The following is a 17,584-nucleotide window of genomic DNA, read 5'->3' on the forward strand; positions in this document are numbered from 1 at the left end:
TCACCGCCCCCGCCGTGCGCTCTGGTCGTCGTCGCGGCCGAGCGCCTGTTTGAGGAACGACATCCAGCGCTTGGTGTCGGCAGCCTGCTTGACCTGCTGTTCGCGCTCTATGTCTGTTGGGCCGAGGTTCTCGAGTGCGTTCAGCGCGCGGTCGATCCCGATGATGCTCTGGGCGAGTTCGTCGCCCTTCGTGTGAGAGATGTCGCCCTCCTCGATCCGTTCGAGGCGTTCGACGCGCTCTCGTCTGAGGTTTCGTTTCGCCTGCTCGACGCGGTCGCGCTCGCCTGGGGGTACCGTCTCGCGGCGTTTGATCTCGAAGACGAAGGTGCGAAGGTCGAGCTCCTCGCCTTGCACCGTGATCGTCTCGGGGATGTCCGCGCCGACGGTCGCACCCTCGCGCTCGACGCGCTCGAGCAGTTGCTTTCGCTCGAACTCTTGCACGTCTCTGTGTTGGGGACTGAGGGCCAAAAGTGTACACCGTCGATCTCGCTATCGAACTGCCGTCGAACCACCATCGGCCCGGTCAGCGGTCGAAACCGATCCGGGACATCTCACCCCAGCTCGTCTCGCCGCGGAGGTACTGGACGAACGCAACCCAGGTGACGAACGACTTCCACTGGCGGAACGGCACGTGCTCGAGGATGCCGTAGAGCAACAAGAGTGAGATATCTCTCGGATTCCTGTATCGCCGGAAGCTCACGACTTCGTTGAGCACGGAGAGCCACGAGAGCAGTGTCCCGATGCCGACCGCGATGCCGAGGAAGACCACGAAGAAGGGCACGTTCAGGTAGCCGAGGAGAAACGCGGCCGGAACAATGACGTATCCCAGTCCCTCGATGAGCGGGCCGAGCGCCTCCACAAAGAGGAAGAAGGGGAGCGCAAACAGGCCAACCATTCCGTACTTCGGATTGCCGACCATCCGCCGGTGCACCCAGAGCGTCTCGAGCATCCCCTTGAACCAGCGACCGCGCTGGCGGGCGAGGACGGCCCGGCGCTCGGGTACCTCCGTCCAGACGACCGGGTACGGAACGAACGTAATTCGGTGCTGTTCGTCCGACACGTGCTTCTGGAGCCTGACGATCAGCTCCATGTCCTCGGTGATCGTCTCCGTCGAGTAACCACCGACCTCGCGGACCGCACTCGTTCTGAACAGGCCGAACGCGCCGGAGATGATGAGCAGACTGCCGAGGCCACTTAGCCCAATCCGTCCGGAGAGAAACGCGCGGAGGTACTCGACGGTCTGGAGATTCGCAAGGTGGCTTCGTGAGAGTCCGACATCGGTAATGACACCGCGCGTAATCGAACAGCCGTTTGCGACCCGAACCGCACCGCCGGAGGCGATCATCCGCTCGGGATCGCGCAGAAACGGCTGGACGACCTCGAGAAGGGCGTTCCGTTCGATAATGCTGTCCGCGTCGATTGCACAGAATAGCGGCTGATCCGTGAAGAACACACCTGCGTTGAGCGCGTCCGCTTTCCCCCCGTTGTCCTTGTCGATGACGACGAGATCGACGCGCGAGGACTGGTACACCTCGTGCACCGTCTCACATGGCAGATCGAACGGCACGTCCTCACCGACTGGTTCGAGGTCGAACGTCGACACGAGGCGCTCGAGTGTCTCGTCTCGTGAGCCGTCGTTGACGACGACGATTTCGTGGTTGCTATACTCAAGATTGAGTAGCGATTGGACGGTGTCGACGATGGTGACGGCTTCGTTGTACGCCGGGACGATGACCGCGATACCCGGCAGGAACGGCGAGTTGTAGGGCTGGTACACGGGTTCGAGCAGCCAGTCGCGGATCCCGCGCTGGAGAGTGACGATTGAGACCAAGTGGACGAACAGGTAGCTGCCGTTGACCAGCGCGAAGTACGCGAGGAAGAACCAGCTAATGAGCCAGGCGATGGCCTCGATCGCTACGTCCATCCGGTCGTCACCCGCCGCGGTGCGGCGTGTTCGGCACGAACCCAGTCAATGGTGCGGACGACGTTGTCGTCAGTGGCCGCAGGCAGTGGCGTCCCGGAGCGATCCAGAAGACGCGCGGCGGCGAGCCGCGAGCGTTCGTCCGGATCCGACGCAACACCGTACTGAAGCCAGTCGAGTGACTCCGAGTCTCCCCAGCGACTGAGCAGGTCGTACGCCGCCGTTCGTACCTGCGGCTCCGGATCGGTGAGCGCCTGTTCGACGTCGATTCGGTCGCGCAGCCGCCAGCGCCAGCCGTGCTGTCCGAGGGCGATCAGCGTCGCCGCCCGAACGCGCGGCGAATCGTGCTCTAAGAGCCCCAACAGCCACTCGAACTGCGCAAGTTCCTGCGTCGACTGACAGTAGCCAAGCGTCGTCAGCGCCTGTACCAACAGCCCTTCGTCCCACCAGACGCCGTCCGTGGCAGTCAGCGTCAACAGCGGCGTCGCGTCGGTGCTGTTGAGCTGGTATAGTGTGTCCAGTCCGAACGTCGACAGCCGGTCCTCACCCGACCAGCAGAGCAACGCCGTCCCGTTCTGGCTCGCCTCCGGCACGTCGCTGACGGCGAGCAACCGCGCCGCTGCCGCCCGTGTTTCGGGGTGTGACGTGCTCGTCACTCGCAGCCGCTCGACCGACACCGGGCACTCGAGTATCGTGAGCCAGACGAGTCCACGAAGTCGGTTAAACAGCAGCGGATTGCCAAGCAACGAGCGGGCGTGATCGATGAGTCCAACATCCTCTGCAAACTGAACGAGCTGTGCCCGTTCACGTCCACGAACACGACGTAGGTAGCTCGCGACCACCTCGCGGGCAACGTAGCGTTCGATCAGCGACAGATCCTGATACCAGTCGTTCCACTCCGGGTCGTCCCGGTCGAGACGTGCCAGTATCGCCGGTGCGATTTCAGTGCGAGCAGCCGTCCGCCTGCGATCGAGCCAGAAGAGAAACACCGACAGTGAGAGTGTGAAGATTCCGACGAACACCGTCACTACCACGATACCGACGAACACCGTCCAGAGAAGTCCGTTCATCGTGTGGACATTGCGTGTTACTCGAGTACTCGTCGAAGCCGAGCAACGATTTCAGAGGGGCTGAACGGTTTCGTGACGTAGTCGTCAGCACCGAGGTCGAAGCCGGTCAAGACGTCTTGTTCCAGGCCGCGACCGGAGACGATGATGACGGCGGGTTCCGGGTCGAACTCGTACTCACGGAGTCGTCTGAGGACGTCGAAGCCGTCCATGCCGGGCATCATCACGTCGAGTAGCAGGGCGTCCGGTGGCTCGTCGGCATCTGTAAGGTATTCCCAGCACTCCTCGCCGTTCTGGAAGGAGACCACATCGTAGCCCGCAGTTTCGAGCCGGTACACGAGCATCTCGTTGACGTGTTCGTCGTCTTCGGCGACCAGTACTTGCATCAGTCATCACCCCCGGGCAGCCAGCAGCGGAGTTCGGCTGCGAACTCGGCAGCGGTGATAGGTTTGTGTGCGAAGAGGTCCGAACCACAGGTTGGCTCCCACTCCTGATCCGATATGGGGAACTCGGCGACTGCGACGATCGGAATCGGGCGCTGTGGCGCGTCAGCGGGCGACCGGAACCGCGAGAGTGTGAGCGGGTCATACCGATCGAAGACGTCCGGTCCGAGGAAGAGACACGAGTCACCGCTGGGATCGAGTTCTGGCAGTGTCGCTGTCGTCTGGCGCTGGACAGTGTACGATTGGCCTGCGAGCGAGGACGCAAGCGGTTCCGTGCCGTCACCGGCGATGTGGACCGTCGAAATCGATGGTGCGTCAGGCGTGTGTACTAGCTCGTCCGCTAACAGGTCGGCCACGGTGGATTGACTCGCGTCCGGGTCGAGAACCCCGTCAATCCCGAGCAGTGGACCGGTGACTCTGACAGTGTCACCGGCCGCTCCACCGGCTTGCGTTCCCTCCGCTTCGATTGCTACCGGATCGACAGTCGACACAAGCGTTACCGACTGCCGCTGCTCCGTCGGCCCTGTGATCTCTCCGAGCCAGTCGATAGTCTCCGGTGTCGGAAATCCGCAGTCGACGACGAGATGGTGTGGGTCATCCAGTGTCTCACTCTCGTCATCGGCCCCATCTGTTACCGCCTCAGTCCCAACCGCCCCAACCTCAACCGTCACTGCCTCGTGGCCTGCCAACTCGAGTTGCTCTGCGACGAGGTCCGCAAAGGTTTCGCTCTGGAGTGCCAGCACGATTGGATCGAACGCATCGGGGTCAGCCAGGGTCGACTCGTCACTCCCAGTCGAGTCGGGGAGCTGGTCGGCGCGGTCAATGGCGTCCTCGATGTCGTTCGTCTCGAACGTGTGCGCCGTGAGCGCGGTCAGCTCGCCGGTGTTTGCGACAATCTCTTCGAGTGCCTCGCGCTGGTCGGAGGAGAGTGAGCCAAAGGCCTCCTCGAGGAGGAGTTCCGAGTTGCCGTAGACGACGGCTAGATGGCGTCGGAACTCGTAGCCGAGTGTCGCGAACTCGTCTCTGGCACCGGTTTCGGTGGGGGTTGTGTTCTGGGTGGTATCCGTCTTCTCGTCAGCGCCCTTCTTACCTGTCCCAGGCTGAGAAGCGGATCCAGGCCCCATATCAGTCATAGAGACGACAGAGTGCACAACATGTACGGGTATAAATCCATGTGCAGTCATGAGTGAATGAACATCACAACAAGTGATAGAGCCGCCAAACTGGCGGTTAGTCGCGATAACTGACGATGCGCGGTCGATGAGCGGAACCCCAAACCCCTTAGCGACGCCGCACATACCCCCCGGCAATGGCCAAGTGCGACGTGTGTCGGAAGGACGAAAGCATGCCGTACAACTGTCGGCACTGCGGGGGGACCTACTGTGCCGACCATCGGCTGCCGGAGAACCACGACTGCTCCGGACTCCAAAACTGGAACGATCCGGGCGGTGTCTTCGATAGCGGTTTCGACGAGAGTGTCAACGGCGGGAGCGGTGCCAGTACGTCGAAAACGGCGAGCATCGCCGACAAGGTGCCGATAGACACCGGCCCCGGTGGGCCGCTCGCATACTTCCGTGGGAACATGACCTACACGGTCCTCGCGTTGATGGGGATCACGTTCCTCGCGCAGTTGCTCGTCGGCACGTTCGGCTCTGCCAGCCTCTCTCGCTCGCTGTTCGTGTTGACGCCGCAGAATCCGGAGTACGTCTGGACCTGGGTAACCTCAATCTTCGCCCACGGCGACATCATCCACATCGCGTTCAACGCCATCGTGATCTTCTTCTTCGGCCCGCTCGTCGAGCGCTACGTCGGGTCGCGAGACTTCCTCATCTTGTTCCTCGTCAGCGGCGCTGTCGCTGGCCTGAGCCAGGTGGCTATCCAAATATATCAGGGGCCAGTGCTGCCCGGAACCGGCGGCGTCCTCGGAGCCAGCGGTGCAGCCCTCGCGATCATGGGCGTGCTCACCATCCTGAACCCGAACCTCACCGTCTACCTCTACATGATCGTCCCCGTTCGACTCTGGATGCTCGCGGTGGGGACGGCGCTCATCAGCGTCGGCTTCATCGGCACCGGCGCGGGCGGTGCCGGTGGCATCGCTCACGCCGCCCACCTCGTCGGCCTCGTCATCGGGCTGGCCTACGGCGCATACATCAAGCGAACGAAGAACGTCCGCACCGCGAACCAGTTCCAGCTCGGCGGCGGTGGCGGTGGTCCCGGTGGCCCTGGCGGCCCTGGTGGGCCTGGCGGTCGACGTCGCTTCTAACTCACAACGCTCACTACGCTCACTACGCTCACCACGCATCTCCCAAAGCCAGTTCTCACACCGGAAATTTCTTCGACACACCGTTCAGCCTCCACCAGCCAACCCAACGATTGCGTTATAGAACCCTTCTCACAGCGTTGGGTACACTACCCACTCGACCTAAATGAACTATCTTAACAATCCACAAGACCGTGGAGAAAACATACTGGCTGGAAGCTCCACTCTATTGGACAATGTCCAGTCAATATGGGAGAATTGTTCAGCAGAAAGACAAGAAGGATGTGGGAATTTGCCTATATATCCTGGTCATCACGGTAGAGATCAAATTCGACAGCTATCGGTTCAGTTGTTCCAAAATACACAAAGCGATACCGTCCAGATGGAAGTGAGGGACAAACAGTGAGTACGTCATTATCACCAACGAGTCCACTATCAGTCAATTCGAACGTCCATTCGTATACTGTCCCGGGTCGATGACGACGTTCGACATCTATGTAGTCCATGTTCCCTTCGATGACACCACGTGCTTCTTCCCATCCTGCATCTGTATGTACAAGAATATTATAGTGATCTCGAGTCGCGGTATATTCTGAAGTGAAAGATGTATTTCTGAGAGTAATCTCGACAGTATCACCGTATCTAAAGGATGTATCATTCACGCGCAACGAGAACGATCCTGCATCACCTACTTCGCCTGTACCTCGATTTGATAGTCTATCAAAATTGTTGTCGTCACAATCAAGAGATGATGGAACACTTTCCGGTTCACGACTCGGTGAGATCTCACCACTAGCCAATATTTGTAGGCAACCACTGAGACTAGCAATAGTAATACCAGTTGCACTCGCAAGATATTGCCGTCGATTCATACATGATAGGATGTTTCAAATTATAAACCCTTTATCCCATGTTGGGATATATGTGGCTGTGAAAGCAGCTTGACCCAACGCCTATTTTCCTCCGGCCGTACCACCCCGTATCAATGACCGCTCCCCGCCGCACATCGCAACCGCGCCCCGGTCTCGCACCCGACCCATCTCTCGGCCGCGCGGAGATGGAAGCGCTGCAGCGCGAGATCGCCGACGCCGCGGTGTTCGAGGACGAGTTCAGATTCGATCCCGAACCGCTGACTAATCCACTGGCCGCGAGCGCCGCGGCGGCGACGGCAGAGACCGATGTTTCCGCCGACTCTGCGACTTCTCAGCCCACCGTCGTCGGCGTCGACCAATCGTTCCTCACCAACGACGCAGGCGACCAGGACCGCGCCCTGAGCGCCGTCGTCGCCATGCGCGGCGGCGAGGTCGTCGAGCGCGTCCACGCCGTCACCGACCTCGAAACACCCTACATCCCCGGCCTCCTCTCGTTTCGTGAAGGGGGCGCGATTCTGGCTGCACTCGAGTCCCTCGCAGTCGAACCCGACCTCATCTTGTTCGACGGGAGCGGTCGGATCCACTTCCGACAGGCCGGCATTGCGACCCACATCGGGGTTGTCCGCGACGTGCCGAGTATCGGTGTCGCGAAGAGTCTGCTCTGTGGTCGTCTGCAGGGAGAGACTGACAATCTGTCTGCAGGCACACGCGTCGCCATCGAGGCTGATGACTCGGTCGACGCGCCCGAGGGAACAGTACTCGGCTACGCGGTGCAGACGCGCCAGTACGACTCGCCGAACCGGTATATCAACCCGCTGTACGTGAGCCCCGGCCACCGCGTCGGTCCGGAGACGGCTGCTGATCTCGTGCTCGGACTCGGGGGCACCTACAAGTTGCCGGAGCCGGTTCGATTGGCGGATCAGTATGCCACCGAGGCCAAACACGAGTTCCTCGATTGATACGGACTACTGTAAGTCATTTCCGGCCCGACCGCGAGCCGTCCTGCGGTCGGGCCGGTAAATCGTTACAGCAGACCGTATGAGTCGTTTCTTGGTCCCGACAGTCACGCGATCCGGAACTTCCACGCAGCGCGACAAACCGTCGATACTTAGGTATCGTCTCACGAACGGGTCACGTATGGCCACCGCTGAGGAAGCCGATCGTCCCGCGGACTCCGACGGGGTCGGGGCCGATAGCGCCGACACGAATCGGGAGACGGACACGCGCACGGACACGGGTGCACAGACGGATCCAGAGACGGAGACGGACACGGACACCGGCACAACCACAGCCGACGACCGCTACACCCGCAAACAGTGCGTCCTGATCACCGGCTGCTCCTCCGGGATCGGTCGCGCGACCGCACTCGCATTTCTCCAGCGTGACTGGCAGGTCGTCGCGACCGCCCGCAACACCGACGACATCGCCGAGCTCGCAGAGGCCGGCTGTACCACGCTCGAACTCGACGTCACCGACCCCGAGCAGGTCGCCACCGCCGTCGAGCAAACCGTCGAGATCGGCGGTGCAATCGACTGTCTCGTCAACAACGCCGGCTACGCACAGACGGGGCCACTCGAGGACGTCTCCACGGCGGACCTCCACCGCCAGTTCGACGTAAACGTCTACGGGCCACACCGACTCACCCGCGCCGCACTCCCACACATGCGCGCTCAGGGGGAGGGTCGAATCATCAACGTCTCGAGTGTGGTCGGCCGCATCTCGGTGCCGGGGATGGGGTCGTACGCCGGCTCGAAGCACGCACTCGAGGCGATGACCGACTCGCTTCGCGCAGAAGTCGAGGGGTTCGATATCGAGGTGACGTTGATCGAACCCGGCCCGGTGCAGACGAACTTCTCCGAGCGCCTGGACGAGGAGTTGCCGGATGACGAGCGGACGCCGGCCTACGAGACGCTGTACGAGTTGCTCGACGAGGCGGAGTTGATCGGCAGCGGTGCCGGTGGTCCGTTCGCCTCCGAGCCGAAAGACGTTGCGGCGGCGATTCTCGACGCGGCGTCGACGCCGGAACCACCGGCTCGGTATCCGGTCGGTCCGATCGCTCAGTACGGTGTCTACGCTCGTTTCCTGCCGGATCGGCTGCGTGATGCGGCCTACGGCCTCATTCAGCGGCTGGTGTAGGGTGGTGTAGGGTGGCGTAAGGCTTCGTCACAATTACAGAACGGGAACGCGTAGAACGACACCAGAACTCGGATGTCCGATTCCAACAGCGCTGTCGTTGCACTCGCTGATACCGTCTCTGAACTCCTCTACGGCATCGTTGGCTGGCTCTTGGTCGGTCTCGGACTCTTCGCTGCCCTCACTGTCTCCCTGAACGCTGTTGGTGAGGGACTGGCCGGTATGGAGGCGCTGTTGACTGCGCTCATGCTGGCGGTGTCGTTCGTCTTCATTGCGCTCGGCATCTTCGTTAACCCGCGTTTTCGTCGCCGACTCAATCGACGGCACTCGCTCTCGACGGTCGGCCGCGTCCAGTCCGTTGACCAGCGCGTGATTCGATCCGAGGAGGACTGCACCGAACGCTGCGTCGCCTGCCAGTTGCCCATCGAGAAGGGGATGGTTCGGCGCTACCGAACCGAGTTCGCACTCGCGGGCGTTCCGGTATACACCGATTCCGTGGGGCACAACCACTACTGTCTCTCGTGTTCGACTGCGGAACTACAACTCCCAGAAGCCACCGGCGAGGAGGAAATCGAATCTGGGAACTGGAGTGAGACCCCCACCGAGACCGCTGGGAGAACCGACACAGCCAGTGATTCGGAAAACAGCCTTGAGACTGAGTTCGAAACTGAGACCACCACCGATACCAGTCCAACACGGGACTAGGCCGCAGAAAACAGAAGTATCGAACCAGACCGCTCAATCTGCAGCCGTTTGCCGCGTCGACGTACCCGCTCTCGTCAACCGATACGCGCCACCAGGTCCGCGATTCAGATATCCTGCCTGCTGTAACGCCTGGCAGCGACGCTCGACTGTCATCGGATGTGGTCTGGACTCGAGTACGGCTGCAAGTTCAGCGACGGTCGCCGGCTGTGCGCTGTCGAGGGCAGCAAGGATCGATCGGTCCTGAGAGGAGAGGCAAGTCATCCGCGTAGGTGGTGGTTGTCGAGTTTGGAAATCAAGAGACAAGGCGATTCTCAGCAGGTGGGAATCAGCGCCGGCGCCGGCACCGACGTCAACACCGGTCGACCAGCCACCTAGCGAAGACAGGCCGCCACGACCTCGAGCATCCCCTCACCGCGGACTTCGTCCGCGAACAGCGGGACGCGCCGAACCTCCGGTCCGCGAAAGAGGTCTTGGGCCTCAGCAAGGGCGGACTGCTGGACGTCCCAGCGTCGCTGACAGAACTCGCAGTCGTCCAGATTCGGCTGCAAGAACTCGCCGTGGACGTCGTCAGTCACGTTCGACAGCGGCTCCATCACGCGGTTGACGACGACTGTGCCGACCGGAATGTCGAACTCCTGGAGCTGTTGACGCAGTCGCGTCGACTCGTAGACGCTCATCTCCTCGGGGATCATCACGATCCGGAAGTCCGTCCGCGTTGGGTCCTGCAACGCCGCCCGCAGGCGTTCGATTCGTTCCTGCAGTTCGTCCAGATCGGAGAGATCCGGCGCCTGCTCTGCCGGCTGATCCTGTCCCCCGAACATCCCCTTCATTCCCTCGAAGAGGCCGCTCATACGCTGGCGGAACTGCAGGATTTTCCCGACCATCGAGTCCATGATTTCAGGTAGCTGGAGCAGTCTGAGGGTGTGACCCGTCGGCGCGGTGTCGATCACGACGCGCTCGAATCGCGGATCGTCCATGTACTCGAGTAGCAACTGCATCGCGGCGGCCTCGTCGGCTCCTGGCATGGACCCGCCGAAGAGGGCGTCCATGGGGTTGTCGTCGCCGAGGAGTTGGCCGATGCCGCCGAGATTGCCGAGGTTTCCTTGATCACCGCCGAAGGGGCTGCTGTCGCCTCCGAAGCTGTCGTCTCCGGGTCCATTGGCTTCCCACTCGGAATCTGTGTCTGTGTCTGCATTCGCGTTACTCCCAAAGACGGCCTGCCCGCGTTCGGCGGCTGCTTCGGGGTCGATCTCTGCGCCGTACAGCGGGATATCCTCGCGCAGCCGGCCCGGCTCTGCGGGCACGTCCGTCTCGAAGGTATCGGAGAGGGAGTGGGCGGGGTCCGTGGAGACGACGAGCGTGCTGGTGCCGCCGCGGGCGCTGTCGAGTGCGGTAGCCGCGGCCATGGTCGTTTTTCCGACGCCGCCCTTGCCGCCGTAGAGGATGTAGTCGGGGCCGTCGATCGGCTCGTCGGACGGTTCGACATCGATGGTCGTACGGTCTTCGACCGTGTCCGCGTCCGAATCCGCACTGTCTGTCGAACTGGTCGGCGTGACCTCGATGGTGTTGTCCGACTCGCCGTCTTCGTTCCCACCGTCCGCCGCAGTGTCCGCATCGTCCTCGTCGACGACCTCGACGTCGATTCCACTCATGGCAAGCGATTCGCGGTGACCACACGAGTATTCGTCGGTCCAGTGGTGCCGTTCGGCGGTGTGTCGGTCGTCTCCCGGTGGCACGTTCACGACCAGATCACCGGTGGAACGAACGGTGATCGAACGATCAGCTACCGAACGACCAGCTACCGAACGACAGTCACCGGCACCGGTGCCCGGCGAACGACACGCTCGGCAACGCTCCCGAGCAACACGCGCGATGCACTCGTCCGGCCGTGGCTCCCGATAACCACGACGTCGACACCCTCCTGCGCGCGCTCGACGATCCGTCGATCGGGCTTTCCCGCTGCAATTTCGGTGTCCAGTTCACAGTCTGCGGCCCCAGCACGACCGGTCGCCTCCTCGAGTACCCTCGCCGCGTACTCACGCGCCTGATCAGAAACCGGTGGCGTGAAGTCGGGACCGTCGAGCCGCTCGAGCCGCTCGAAATCGAGTTCCGGAATCGGGATGACGTAGAGGGCGGTGAGGTCGCCATCAGGGTAGGTTTCGAGCGCGAAATCGAGTGCAACCGTCGCTGGTTCCGACCCGTCGTAGGGGACGAGCACCCGGTCAGTCATAGTAACGACTCCAACGGCCAGCGATGTAAGCGTAGAGGCCGGGTTGAGACCGTGCGGTCACGCTCGCCACACGATTACGATCGAGTGTGCCTCCGATTCGTCGCGCTGTCAATGCCGAGTGTTGCGGTTTCGGTTCGGTTACGGTTACGGTTACGCCATGTCCTGTTCGTCAGCCGTCTCGACCAGTTCGAACAGCGGGTCGAAGTCCTCGGGGAGTCCGTTATCAACCTTCTCGATATTTCCTGGCGGGACGACCGACGCGACGACGGCCATCACCTGCTGGGCGTGGTAGTTCGCATCCGACCGGTCGACGCCTTCTCGCTCCGCAACCCGGTCGAGAAACTCCTGGTAGTCAAAGCGCTGTCCGTGGGTTGCTGTCGTCAAATAGCGGTCGATCTCCATCGGAAGCGGGCTGGCGAGATCCGTCGCTTCCCCCTCCGGCAGCCGCTCGCCGAGCGTCGTCAGGACGGCACGCGTGGCGCGAACGGCCTGGCCAATCTGGGCGTACTCGAGTCGGTGCTGGACCTGCCCGGTGAATTCGTTGTACTTCATCGGCTCGGGAGTGACGACACCGACGGTGTGCATAAAGGGTGGTGGACGGTGAGCGGTGAGGAGTGACCAGTCGCCGACTCACTCGAAGTACCGCGCCAGTCGCTCTGCTGCCTCCTCGACGCGTGGCGAAACCAGCGCAAATCGGAGCCACTCCCCGCGGGAGTCGCCGAACGCCTCGCCCGGCATCCCTGCGACGCCCGTCTCGTCGATCAGTCGCTCGACGTTCTCGAGTGTCCCCGGGTAGCCGTCGAAGCGTGCCATCACGTAGAACGCACCCTGGGGTGTCGTGTACTCAGCACCTGCAGCATCCAACGCGTCAGTAAAGGTCTCGACCCGCTCGCGCAGGAGGTCCCGGTTCTGCTCGTAGTAGTCGGGACCCGTCTCCCGGAGTGCGTGCAACACCGCGTACTGCGAGGGCCGACTCCCGGCCACGTTCACCAGCATGTGGCGGCTCTTCGCGTTCTCGACCAGCTCCGGCGGGAAAATCGCATAGCCCACGCGAAAGCCCGTGATGGCGAGCGACTTCGAAAACGCGTTGGTGACGATCCGGTGATCAGAATCGAACCCGAGTGCGCTCGCGAAGCGCCCGGCCAGATCGAAGTGATCGTAGACCTCGTCGCTGACGAGGATCGCGTCGTTCTCCTCGGCGATGGCGACGAGTTCGCGGATCGTCTCTCGAGGATAGACCGCCCCCGTGGGGTTGTTCGGCGAGTTGACGACGATAGCAGCCGTCTCGTCGCTCGCGGCGGCGCACACGTCGTCGGGATCGAGTTGGCCGTCCGCCGCCGTTTCGACGAAGTTCGTCGTCCCACCGAGCATCGTCGTCTTCCCTGGGTAGTAGGGGTAAACCGGCTCTGTGAGTATGATTTCGATCCCACGGTCACGTTCCAGAGCGCGCGCCATCGCGAGGTAATTCGCCTCGCCCGCGCCGTTCGTGATGACGACCTGCTCGGTGGCGACGCCGCGTCGCTCGGCGATTTCCTCGCGTAACTCGAGTAGGCCCTCGCTCGGTGGGTACTGGAACTGGTCGGGGTCGCCGTCGGCGTACTCGTGTAAGCCTTCGCGAAGCGCCGCGGGCGGCTCCCAGTCGGGGTTGCCGCTGACCATGTCGATCACGTCGGTGTCCGCGTTGCCGGCGTACTCCATGACGTGGAAGAAAAGCGGCGTCTCGTACTCCGTGTCCATAGGTGAGTGTGTGCACGCTGGGACCGTCGTTCTTTCCGTTCGCCGCTCGCGCGCTGTGGGCAGGACGGGTGAAGACCGCGCCTTGACAAAGCTGGCGCTCCTCTGGAGAGCCATGAACGACGACATCGACCGCACCCTCCCGATGGATGTCGCGGATGCCCTACGAGAGACCGAGGAAACCCTCGCAGTCGCCGAGTCCTGCACCGGCGGGCTGATCGGCGCGGCGATCACGGCCGTCCCAGGCGCGAGCGACTACTTCGATTCGGGGCTGACGACGTACGCGTACGACGCCAAGCGCCGCCACCTCGGCGTAAGCCGTGAGGCGCTCGACGAGCACGGCGCGGTTTCGGAACCGGTCGCGCGCGCGATGGCCCGCGGCGTTCGCGACGTGACGGACGTGACCTGGGGGATCGCGACGACCGGCGTTGCGGGGCCGACCGGCGGCACCGAAGACGAACCGGTCGGGACGGTGTATATCGCCATTTCCTACGCCGGTCCCTGGGGGAGCGAATCCTCCTACGCGACTGTCTCGCGCTACCAGTTCGACGGCGACCGGGCGGACGTGCGGGCCAAGACCGTTGATCAAGCGCTGGTGGATCTCCTCACCGCAGTCGAGCGCCAGCACCCCGAGGCAGTCGATCCCGAGTCGACGGACTGAACGCGGAGACTCCGACGTCGACGGAGTGGCCACAAACAGATACCGCGAGAACTGATACCGCAAAAACTGATCCCGCGAACAGATACCGTGAACTGAGAGTCACGACAGAAAGCTATTCGGCGGTCGGGTCGCCAGTTGCGGGTGATGAACAAGAAGGGACACGTGCTCAACGCCGTCTTGCTGAGTATCGGGCTGGGGTATCTCCTCGAACCAGCCGGGAATATGGCAACGTTCGAGATGATCATCGCTATCGGCGTGCCGATCACGCTCGGAGCGATGGTCCCGGACATCGACACCGCGTTCGGGAAACACCGAAAGACGCTGCACAACCTGCCGCTGTTGGCCGGCTTCATGGCGTTTCCGTACTTCTTCGGTAATCTGGAGTGGGTCTGGGTCGGCATCCTGACCCACTACGTGCTCGACATCGCAGGGAGCAAACGCGGCATCGCGCTCTTCTACCCGCTCCTGAAGAAGGAGTACGGGCTGCCGGTCGGTGTCGCAGTCAGCAGCAAACGCGCCGACTTCGTGACGGTACTCGTCACCGCAGGAGAGCTCATCATCGCAGCCGTCATCATCTTCGAACTGCCACAGGAAGGGTTCGAGTTGGCGCGCCAGTCGATCGGCGTCTGAGCACCGGAGAACAGTTATCGCCGATTCGGCGTCCACTCCTCACACGCATCCATATCGTCCATCGCCTGCTCGTGACGGGCACAGTAGGGCACCATTCCCGACGACGAACGCACGTACTCGAAGTGCCGGCAGTTACCACAGTACCGATCCGTCGGCGCAGTCGTCGACTCGTCGGCGTCCGACGCATCCGTTACGATCTCGGCATCCCGGCCGTCCCCGATCGGCTGGGACTCGAGTGGCGATGAAATATCCTGGGTGGTCGAACCGCCGTCGCTGGTGACGGCACCGTGTCCGCCGAGTCCGGAGCCGGAGGCGTTCGACTGTGATTGCGACTGCGTGCGGCTCGTAGTCGACTGTGATTCGTTGTAGGAGAACGTCGAGTCGCCAGTGGCTGTGTCGGTTTGTGTGCCGGATGCGGTCGCGTTCTCGTCGTCGGTATCGTCCTCGCTCGAGGCGTTCGTCTGTGTCTCGACATCACCGTCGGGCGTGCCACCGAGGAAGCCGATACCGCCGAAGCCGCCGGTGTTCGTCGATTCGTCGACTTCGACGACGGTCTGGTTGTGTCGCGTCACGTTCATCTCGAGCATGCCGCCGGGATCGTTCCGGGTCTTGAAGTTGACGACGGCGACGAACAGACACCAGAGGGCGATGAAGAGCCCGAGCAGGTAGATGGCGGAGATTTCGAGCGTGAGTTGGTCACTCCCGAATCGCCAGCGCTGTGGGTAGGCGTGCCAAAAGAGGACGACTCCGAGTAAACAGAGACTCGCACTAATCGCAGCGGCAGCGCGAACGCGACGGCTCGCCGGCAAGACGATGAAGACGCCCACGAGTGCGGCTGGAACGCCAATTCCCGCGAGCACGCCAGCGACGCGGACGACCGCGTACTGATCGTCCATCCCCCACTCGGAGAGCCCGATCGCGAGGTCAGCAAAGAAGTCTGTCGTCGCGACGAGCACAGCGACCACTGCAAGCGTCGCACCGAGCAGGACGAGGGCGGTTCCCGCGTACAGCCGCCGGAGGCTCGTCACCTCTCGTGCGTTCCCCTGATACGCCTCCGTCAGGCTTGTCATGCTGGGTCGTTCGTGGTCCCAGCACAAAACGATACGTCAGACATATGTCAGCGCCAGAAGAGTATCACCACCGTTGACAGCCGGTCGATGACTACTCGTCAGTCACCGGGACGTCGACAACCGCAGGTCCCGCCGTCGTCAGTGCCTCTTCGAGTACCGACTCGAGTGCCCCCGGCTCTTCGACGGTCACTCCCGTCGCACCGTGGGCGGCGGCGCTCGCTGCGATGTCGACGGGCGGCTCGAAGTCGAAACCCTCGTACTCGTACTCGTCGGGGTCGCCGCCGAGCAGGTTCGCCGTGTTCTCTTTCAGGATCCGGTAGTTGCGGTTGTCGGGAACGACGACGGTGAGGTCGAGGTCGTTTCGCACCGCCGTGTACAGCGTCTGTGGGTAGTACAGGTACGAGCCGTCGCCGACGTAGCCGAGCACCGAGCGGTCGCCGCCGGCTTCCTGCTCTGCGACCGCAGCGCCCACGCTGGCCGGCAGTCCGTAGCCGAGACCACCGCCTTTCGTGCCCAGCAACTGGTTGGCCTCGAACTCGAACTCGTCGAACAGCGGCGGCGACGCGGTGATGGCCTCGCTGACCACGAGTGCATCCGGTGCGACGCTGTCGAACGCCCGAGCGAGCCCTGCCTTCGTCAGCAGACCGTCGATCGTCTCGGGGGCCGGCTCGGTGTCGTGTGCGTTCGCCCAGTCGCGGACGGACTCGAGTCGCCGCTCGCGTTCGCCGTCGTCGACAGCGTCGCTGACACGATCGGCGAGATCCGAAAGGACCGCTGTGGGGTCGCCGATCACCGCAGTCTCTGCGGGCGCGTGCTTGCCGAGTTCCCACGCGTCGGGCGAGATGTGGATCCGCGTTGCCTCGTCGGGCACGAGTTGAGTCGTCGGCCGCGTCACTGTCGTGTTCGTCGAACAGCCGACGAAGACGAGCGTGTCGGTGTCCATTGCGGCGGCCGAGCCGGGCGCTTTCGTCGAGAGTGCGCCCTGCCACTGGTCGTGATCCGTCGAGAAGTTCGCCTCGTAGGCGAGGATTTCGTTGTGGACGCGCGCCCCTGCTGCTTCGGCGAGGTCGACTGCGGCCTCGACCGCTGCCGGGCCGCTGCGCCCGATCTCGTCGCCGAGGACGAAGACGGGTTCGTCGGCGTCGGCGAGGGCTGCGGCTGCCTCCTGAATCGCCGCCTCGTCACCGCGGCCCGCCGTCGGAATCCGACCGAGCGGCTCCGGTGAGGCTGTCGTCTCCTCCGTCTGCACGTCGACGGGAATGGCAAGGAAAACAGGCCCCGTCGGCGGCGTCAGCGCGGTTCGGACGGCCCGACGAACCATCGTCGGCAGCGCGTCGACGTGTTTCACCTCGGCGCTCCACTTCGTGAACGGCTCGGCCATCTCGACGAGGTCGCCGCTGAGGATCGGCTCCTCCTGCTGGTAGTCCCGGCTGTGGGTTCCCGACGTGACCAGCAGCGGCGCGCCCGAGACATCCGCGTTGTAGAGGTTCCCCAGCCCGTGTGCCAATCCGCCGGCAAGGTGGAGGTTCGCGACACCGAGCGGGAGCACGTTGCCGGCATCGCGATCATCAGTACCAGTTGCCGATTCGTTCGCGTGATGCCGCCGCCGCATTGCATACCCCGCCGCCGCTCCCACCGCAACGTCCTCGTGCAAGCCGAGTACGTACTCGAGTTCACTCTCGACGAGCGACTGCATGAGCGGGAGTTCGGTGGTACCGGGATTGCCGAACAGGGTCGTGACGCCGTACGATTCGAGACTGTCGATGAAGAGATCAGCACCCGTCGCTACCATAGCGCTATCTCTCGATGGCAGTTCCTTATAGGGATATCACGGATGGCCTGACGTATCTCTGCGGGG

General features: G+C 62.8%; 18 protein-coding genes. 6 read left to right on the forward strand and 12 right to left on the reverse strand.

The window, feature by feature from the left end:
- From C483_RS04040 to C483_RS04060, 5 genes are all read right to left on the reverse strand, one after another.
- Window positions 1–441, reverse strand: coding sequence for a DUF5788 family protein (locus tag C483_RS04040; RefSeq protein WP_006652078.1), 441 nt, complete (start codon window positions 439–441; stop codon window positions 1–3).
- 82 nt (window positions 442–523) lie between these two features.
- The gene (locus C483_RS04045) at window positions 524–1,924 is read right to left on the reverse strand and encodes a glycosyltransferase family 2 protein (protein ID WP_006652079.1); all 1,401 of its coding nucleotides are present in this window, start codon (window positions 1,922–1,924) and stop codon (window positions 524–526) included.
- Window positions 1,915–2,991: a HEAT repeat domain-containing protein gene (locus tag C483_RS04050; protein ID WP_006652080.1), complete on the reverse strand. Its 1,077-nt coding sequence runs from the start codon at window positions 2,989–2,991 to the stop codon at window positions 1,915–1,917. Before C483_RS04050 ends, C483_RS04045 begins: the two co-directional genes overlap by 10 nt.
- Before the next feature lie 17 nt (window positions 2,992–3,008).
- Window positions 3,009–3,374, reverse strand: coding sequence for a response regulator transcription factor (locus C483_RS04055; RefSeq protein ID WP_006652081.1), 366 nt, complete (start codon window positions 3,372–3,374; stop codon window positions 3,009–3,011).
- Window positions 3,374–4,564, reverse strand: a complete 1,191-nt coding sequence (locus C483_RS04060; RefSeq protein WP_006652082.1) for a hypothetical protein — start codon at window positions 4,562–4,564, stop codon at window positions 3,374–3,376. The genes C483_RS04055 and C483_RS04060 overlap by 1 nt, the downstream gene beginning before the upstream one ends.
- 176 nt (window positions 4,565–4,740) lie before the next feature.
- Here C483_RS04060 and C483_RS04065 point away from each other — a divergent pair, with 176 nt between their 5' ends.
- A complete protein-coding gene (locus C483_RS04065) occupies window positions 4,741–5,694 on the forward strand; it encodes a rhomboid family intramembrane serine protease (RefSeq protein ID WP_083860389.1) in 954 nt (317 codons plus the stop codon).
- A 293-nt stretch (window positions 5,695–5,987) separates the two neighbouring features.
- Here the strand turns inward: C483_RS04065 and C483_RS19830 are convergent, their stop codons facing one another.
- The gene (locus tag C483_RS19830; protein ID WP_152419820.1) at window positions 5,988–6,563 is read right to left on the reverse strand and encodes a hypothetical protein; all 576 of its coding nucleotides are present in this window, start codon (window positions 6,561–6,563) and stop codon (window positions 5,988–5,990) included.
- 113 nt (window positions 6,564–6,676) lie between these two features.
- Here C483_RS19830 and C483_RS04070 point away from each other — a divergent pair, with 113 nt between their 5' ends.
- From C483_RS04070 to C483_RS04080, 3 genes are all read left to right on the forward strand, one after another.
- Window positions 6,677–7,522 (forward strand): endonuclease V, encoded by an 846-nt coding sequence (locus tag C483_RS04070; protein WP_049912414.1) that lies wholly within the window; start codon window positions 6,677–6,679, stop codon window positions 7,520–7,522.
- Between the two features lie 178 nt (window positions 7,523–7,700).
- Complete coding sequence (locus C483_RS04075) at window positions 7,701–8,699, forward strand: SDR family oxidoreductase (RefSeq protein ID WP_006652085.1); 999 nt, start codon at window positions 7,701–7,703, stop codon at window positions 8,697–8,699.
- 72 nt (window positions 8,700–8,771) lie between these two features.
- Window positions 8,772–9,401, forward strand: coding sequence for a hypothetical protein (locus tag C483_RS04080; RefSeq protein ID WP_006652086.1), 630 nt, complete (start codon window positions 8,772–8,774; stop codon window positions 9,399–9,401).
- 371 nt (window positions 9,402–9,772) lie between these two features.
- On the opposite strand, the gene C483_RS04085 is transcribed toward C483_RS04080, so the two are convergent.
- The 4 genes from C483_RS04085 to C483_RS04100 all read right to left on the reverse strand — a co-directional run bounded on the left by C483_RS04085 (window position 9,773) and on the right by C483_RS04100 (window position 13,368).
- On the reverse strand, window positions 9,773–11,053 hold the full coding sequence (locus C483_RS04085; protein ID WP_049912421.1) for an ArsA family ATPase: 1,281 nt from the start codon (window positions 11,051–11,053) through the stop codon (window positions 9,773–9,775).
- Between the two features lie 146 nt (window positions 11,054–11,199).
- Window positions 11,200–11,631, reverse strand: a complete 432-nt coding sequence (locus C483_RS04090; protein ID WP_006652089.1) for a universal stress protein — start codon at window positions 11,629–11,631, stop codon at window positions 11,200–11,202.
- A 150-nt stretch (window positions 11,632–11,781) separates the two neighbouring features.
- Complete coding sequence (locus tag C483_RS04095) at window positions 11,782–12,183, reverse strand: DUF2267 domain-containing protein (RefSeq protein ID WP_049912422.1); 402 nt, start codon at window positions 12,181–12,183, stop codon at window positions 11,782–11,784.
- A 78-nt stretch (window positions 12,184–12,261) separates the two neighbouring features.
- Window positions 12,262–13,368 (reverse strand): pyridoxal phosphate-dependent aminotransferase, encoded by a 1,107-nt coding sequence (locus tag C483_RS04100; RefSeq protein WP_006652091.1) that lies wholly within the window; start codon window positions 13,366–13,368, stop codon window positions 12,262–12,264.
- A 112-nt stretch (window positions 13,369–13,480) separates the two neighbouring features.
- On the opposite strand from C483_RS04100, the gene C483_RS04105 reads away from it, so the two are divergent.
- Complete coding sequence (locus C483_RS04105) at window positions 13,481–14,026, forward strand: CinA family protein (RefSeq protein ID WP_006652092.1); 546 nt, start codon at window positions 13,481–13,483, stop codon at window positions 14,024–14,026.
- Between the two features lie 144 nt (window positions 14,027–14,170).
- The gene (locus C483_RS04110) at window positions 14,171–14,656 is read left to right on the forward strand and encodes a metal-dependent hydrolase (protein WP_006652093.1); all 486 of its coding nucleotides are present in this window, start codon (window positions 14,171–14,173) and stop codon (window positions 14,654–14,656) included.
- A gap of 14 nt (window positions 14,657–14,670) precedes the next feature.
- Here C483_RS04110 and C483_RS04115 read toward each other — a convergent pair whose 3' ends face one another.
- The gene (locus C483_RS04115; RefSeq protein ID WP_006652094.1) at window positions 14,671–15,726 is read right to left on the reverse strand and encodes a DUF7139 domain-containing protein; all 1,056 of its coding nucleotides are present in this window, start codon (window positions 15,724–15,726) and stop codon (window positions 14,671–14,673) included.
- 91 nt (window positions 15,727–15,817) lie between these two features.
- Window positions 15,818–17,518 (reverse strand): thiamine pyrophosphate-binding protein, encoded by a 1,701-nt coding sequence (locus C483_RS04120; protein ID WP_006652095.1) that lies wholly within the window; start codon window positions 17,516–17,518, stop codon window positions 15,818–15,820.
- Window positions 17,519–17,584: the final 66 nt, after the last annotated feature.

It is taken from the genome of Natrialba hulunbeirensis JCM 10989, assembly GCF_000337575.1.
GTDB lineage: Archaea > Halobacteriota > Halobacteria > Halobacteriales > Natrialbaceae > Natrialba > Natrialba hulunbeirensis.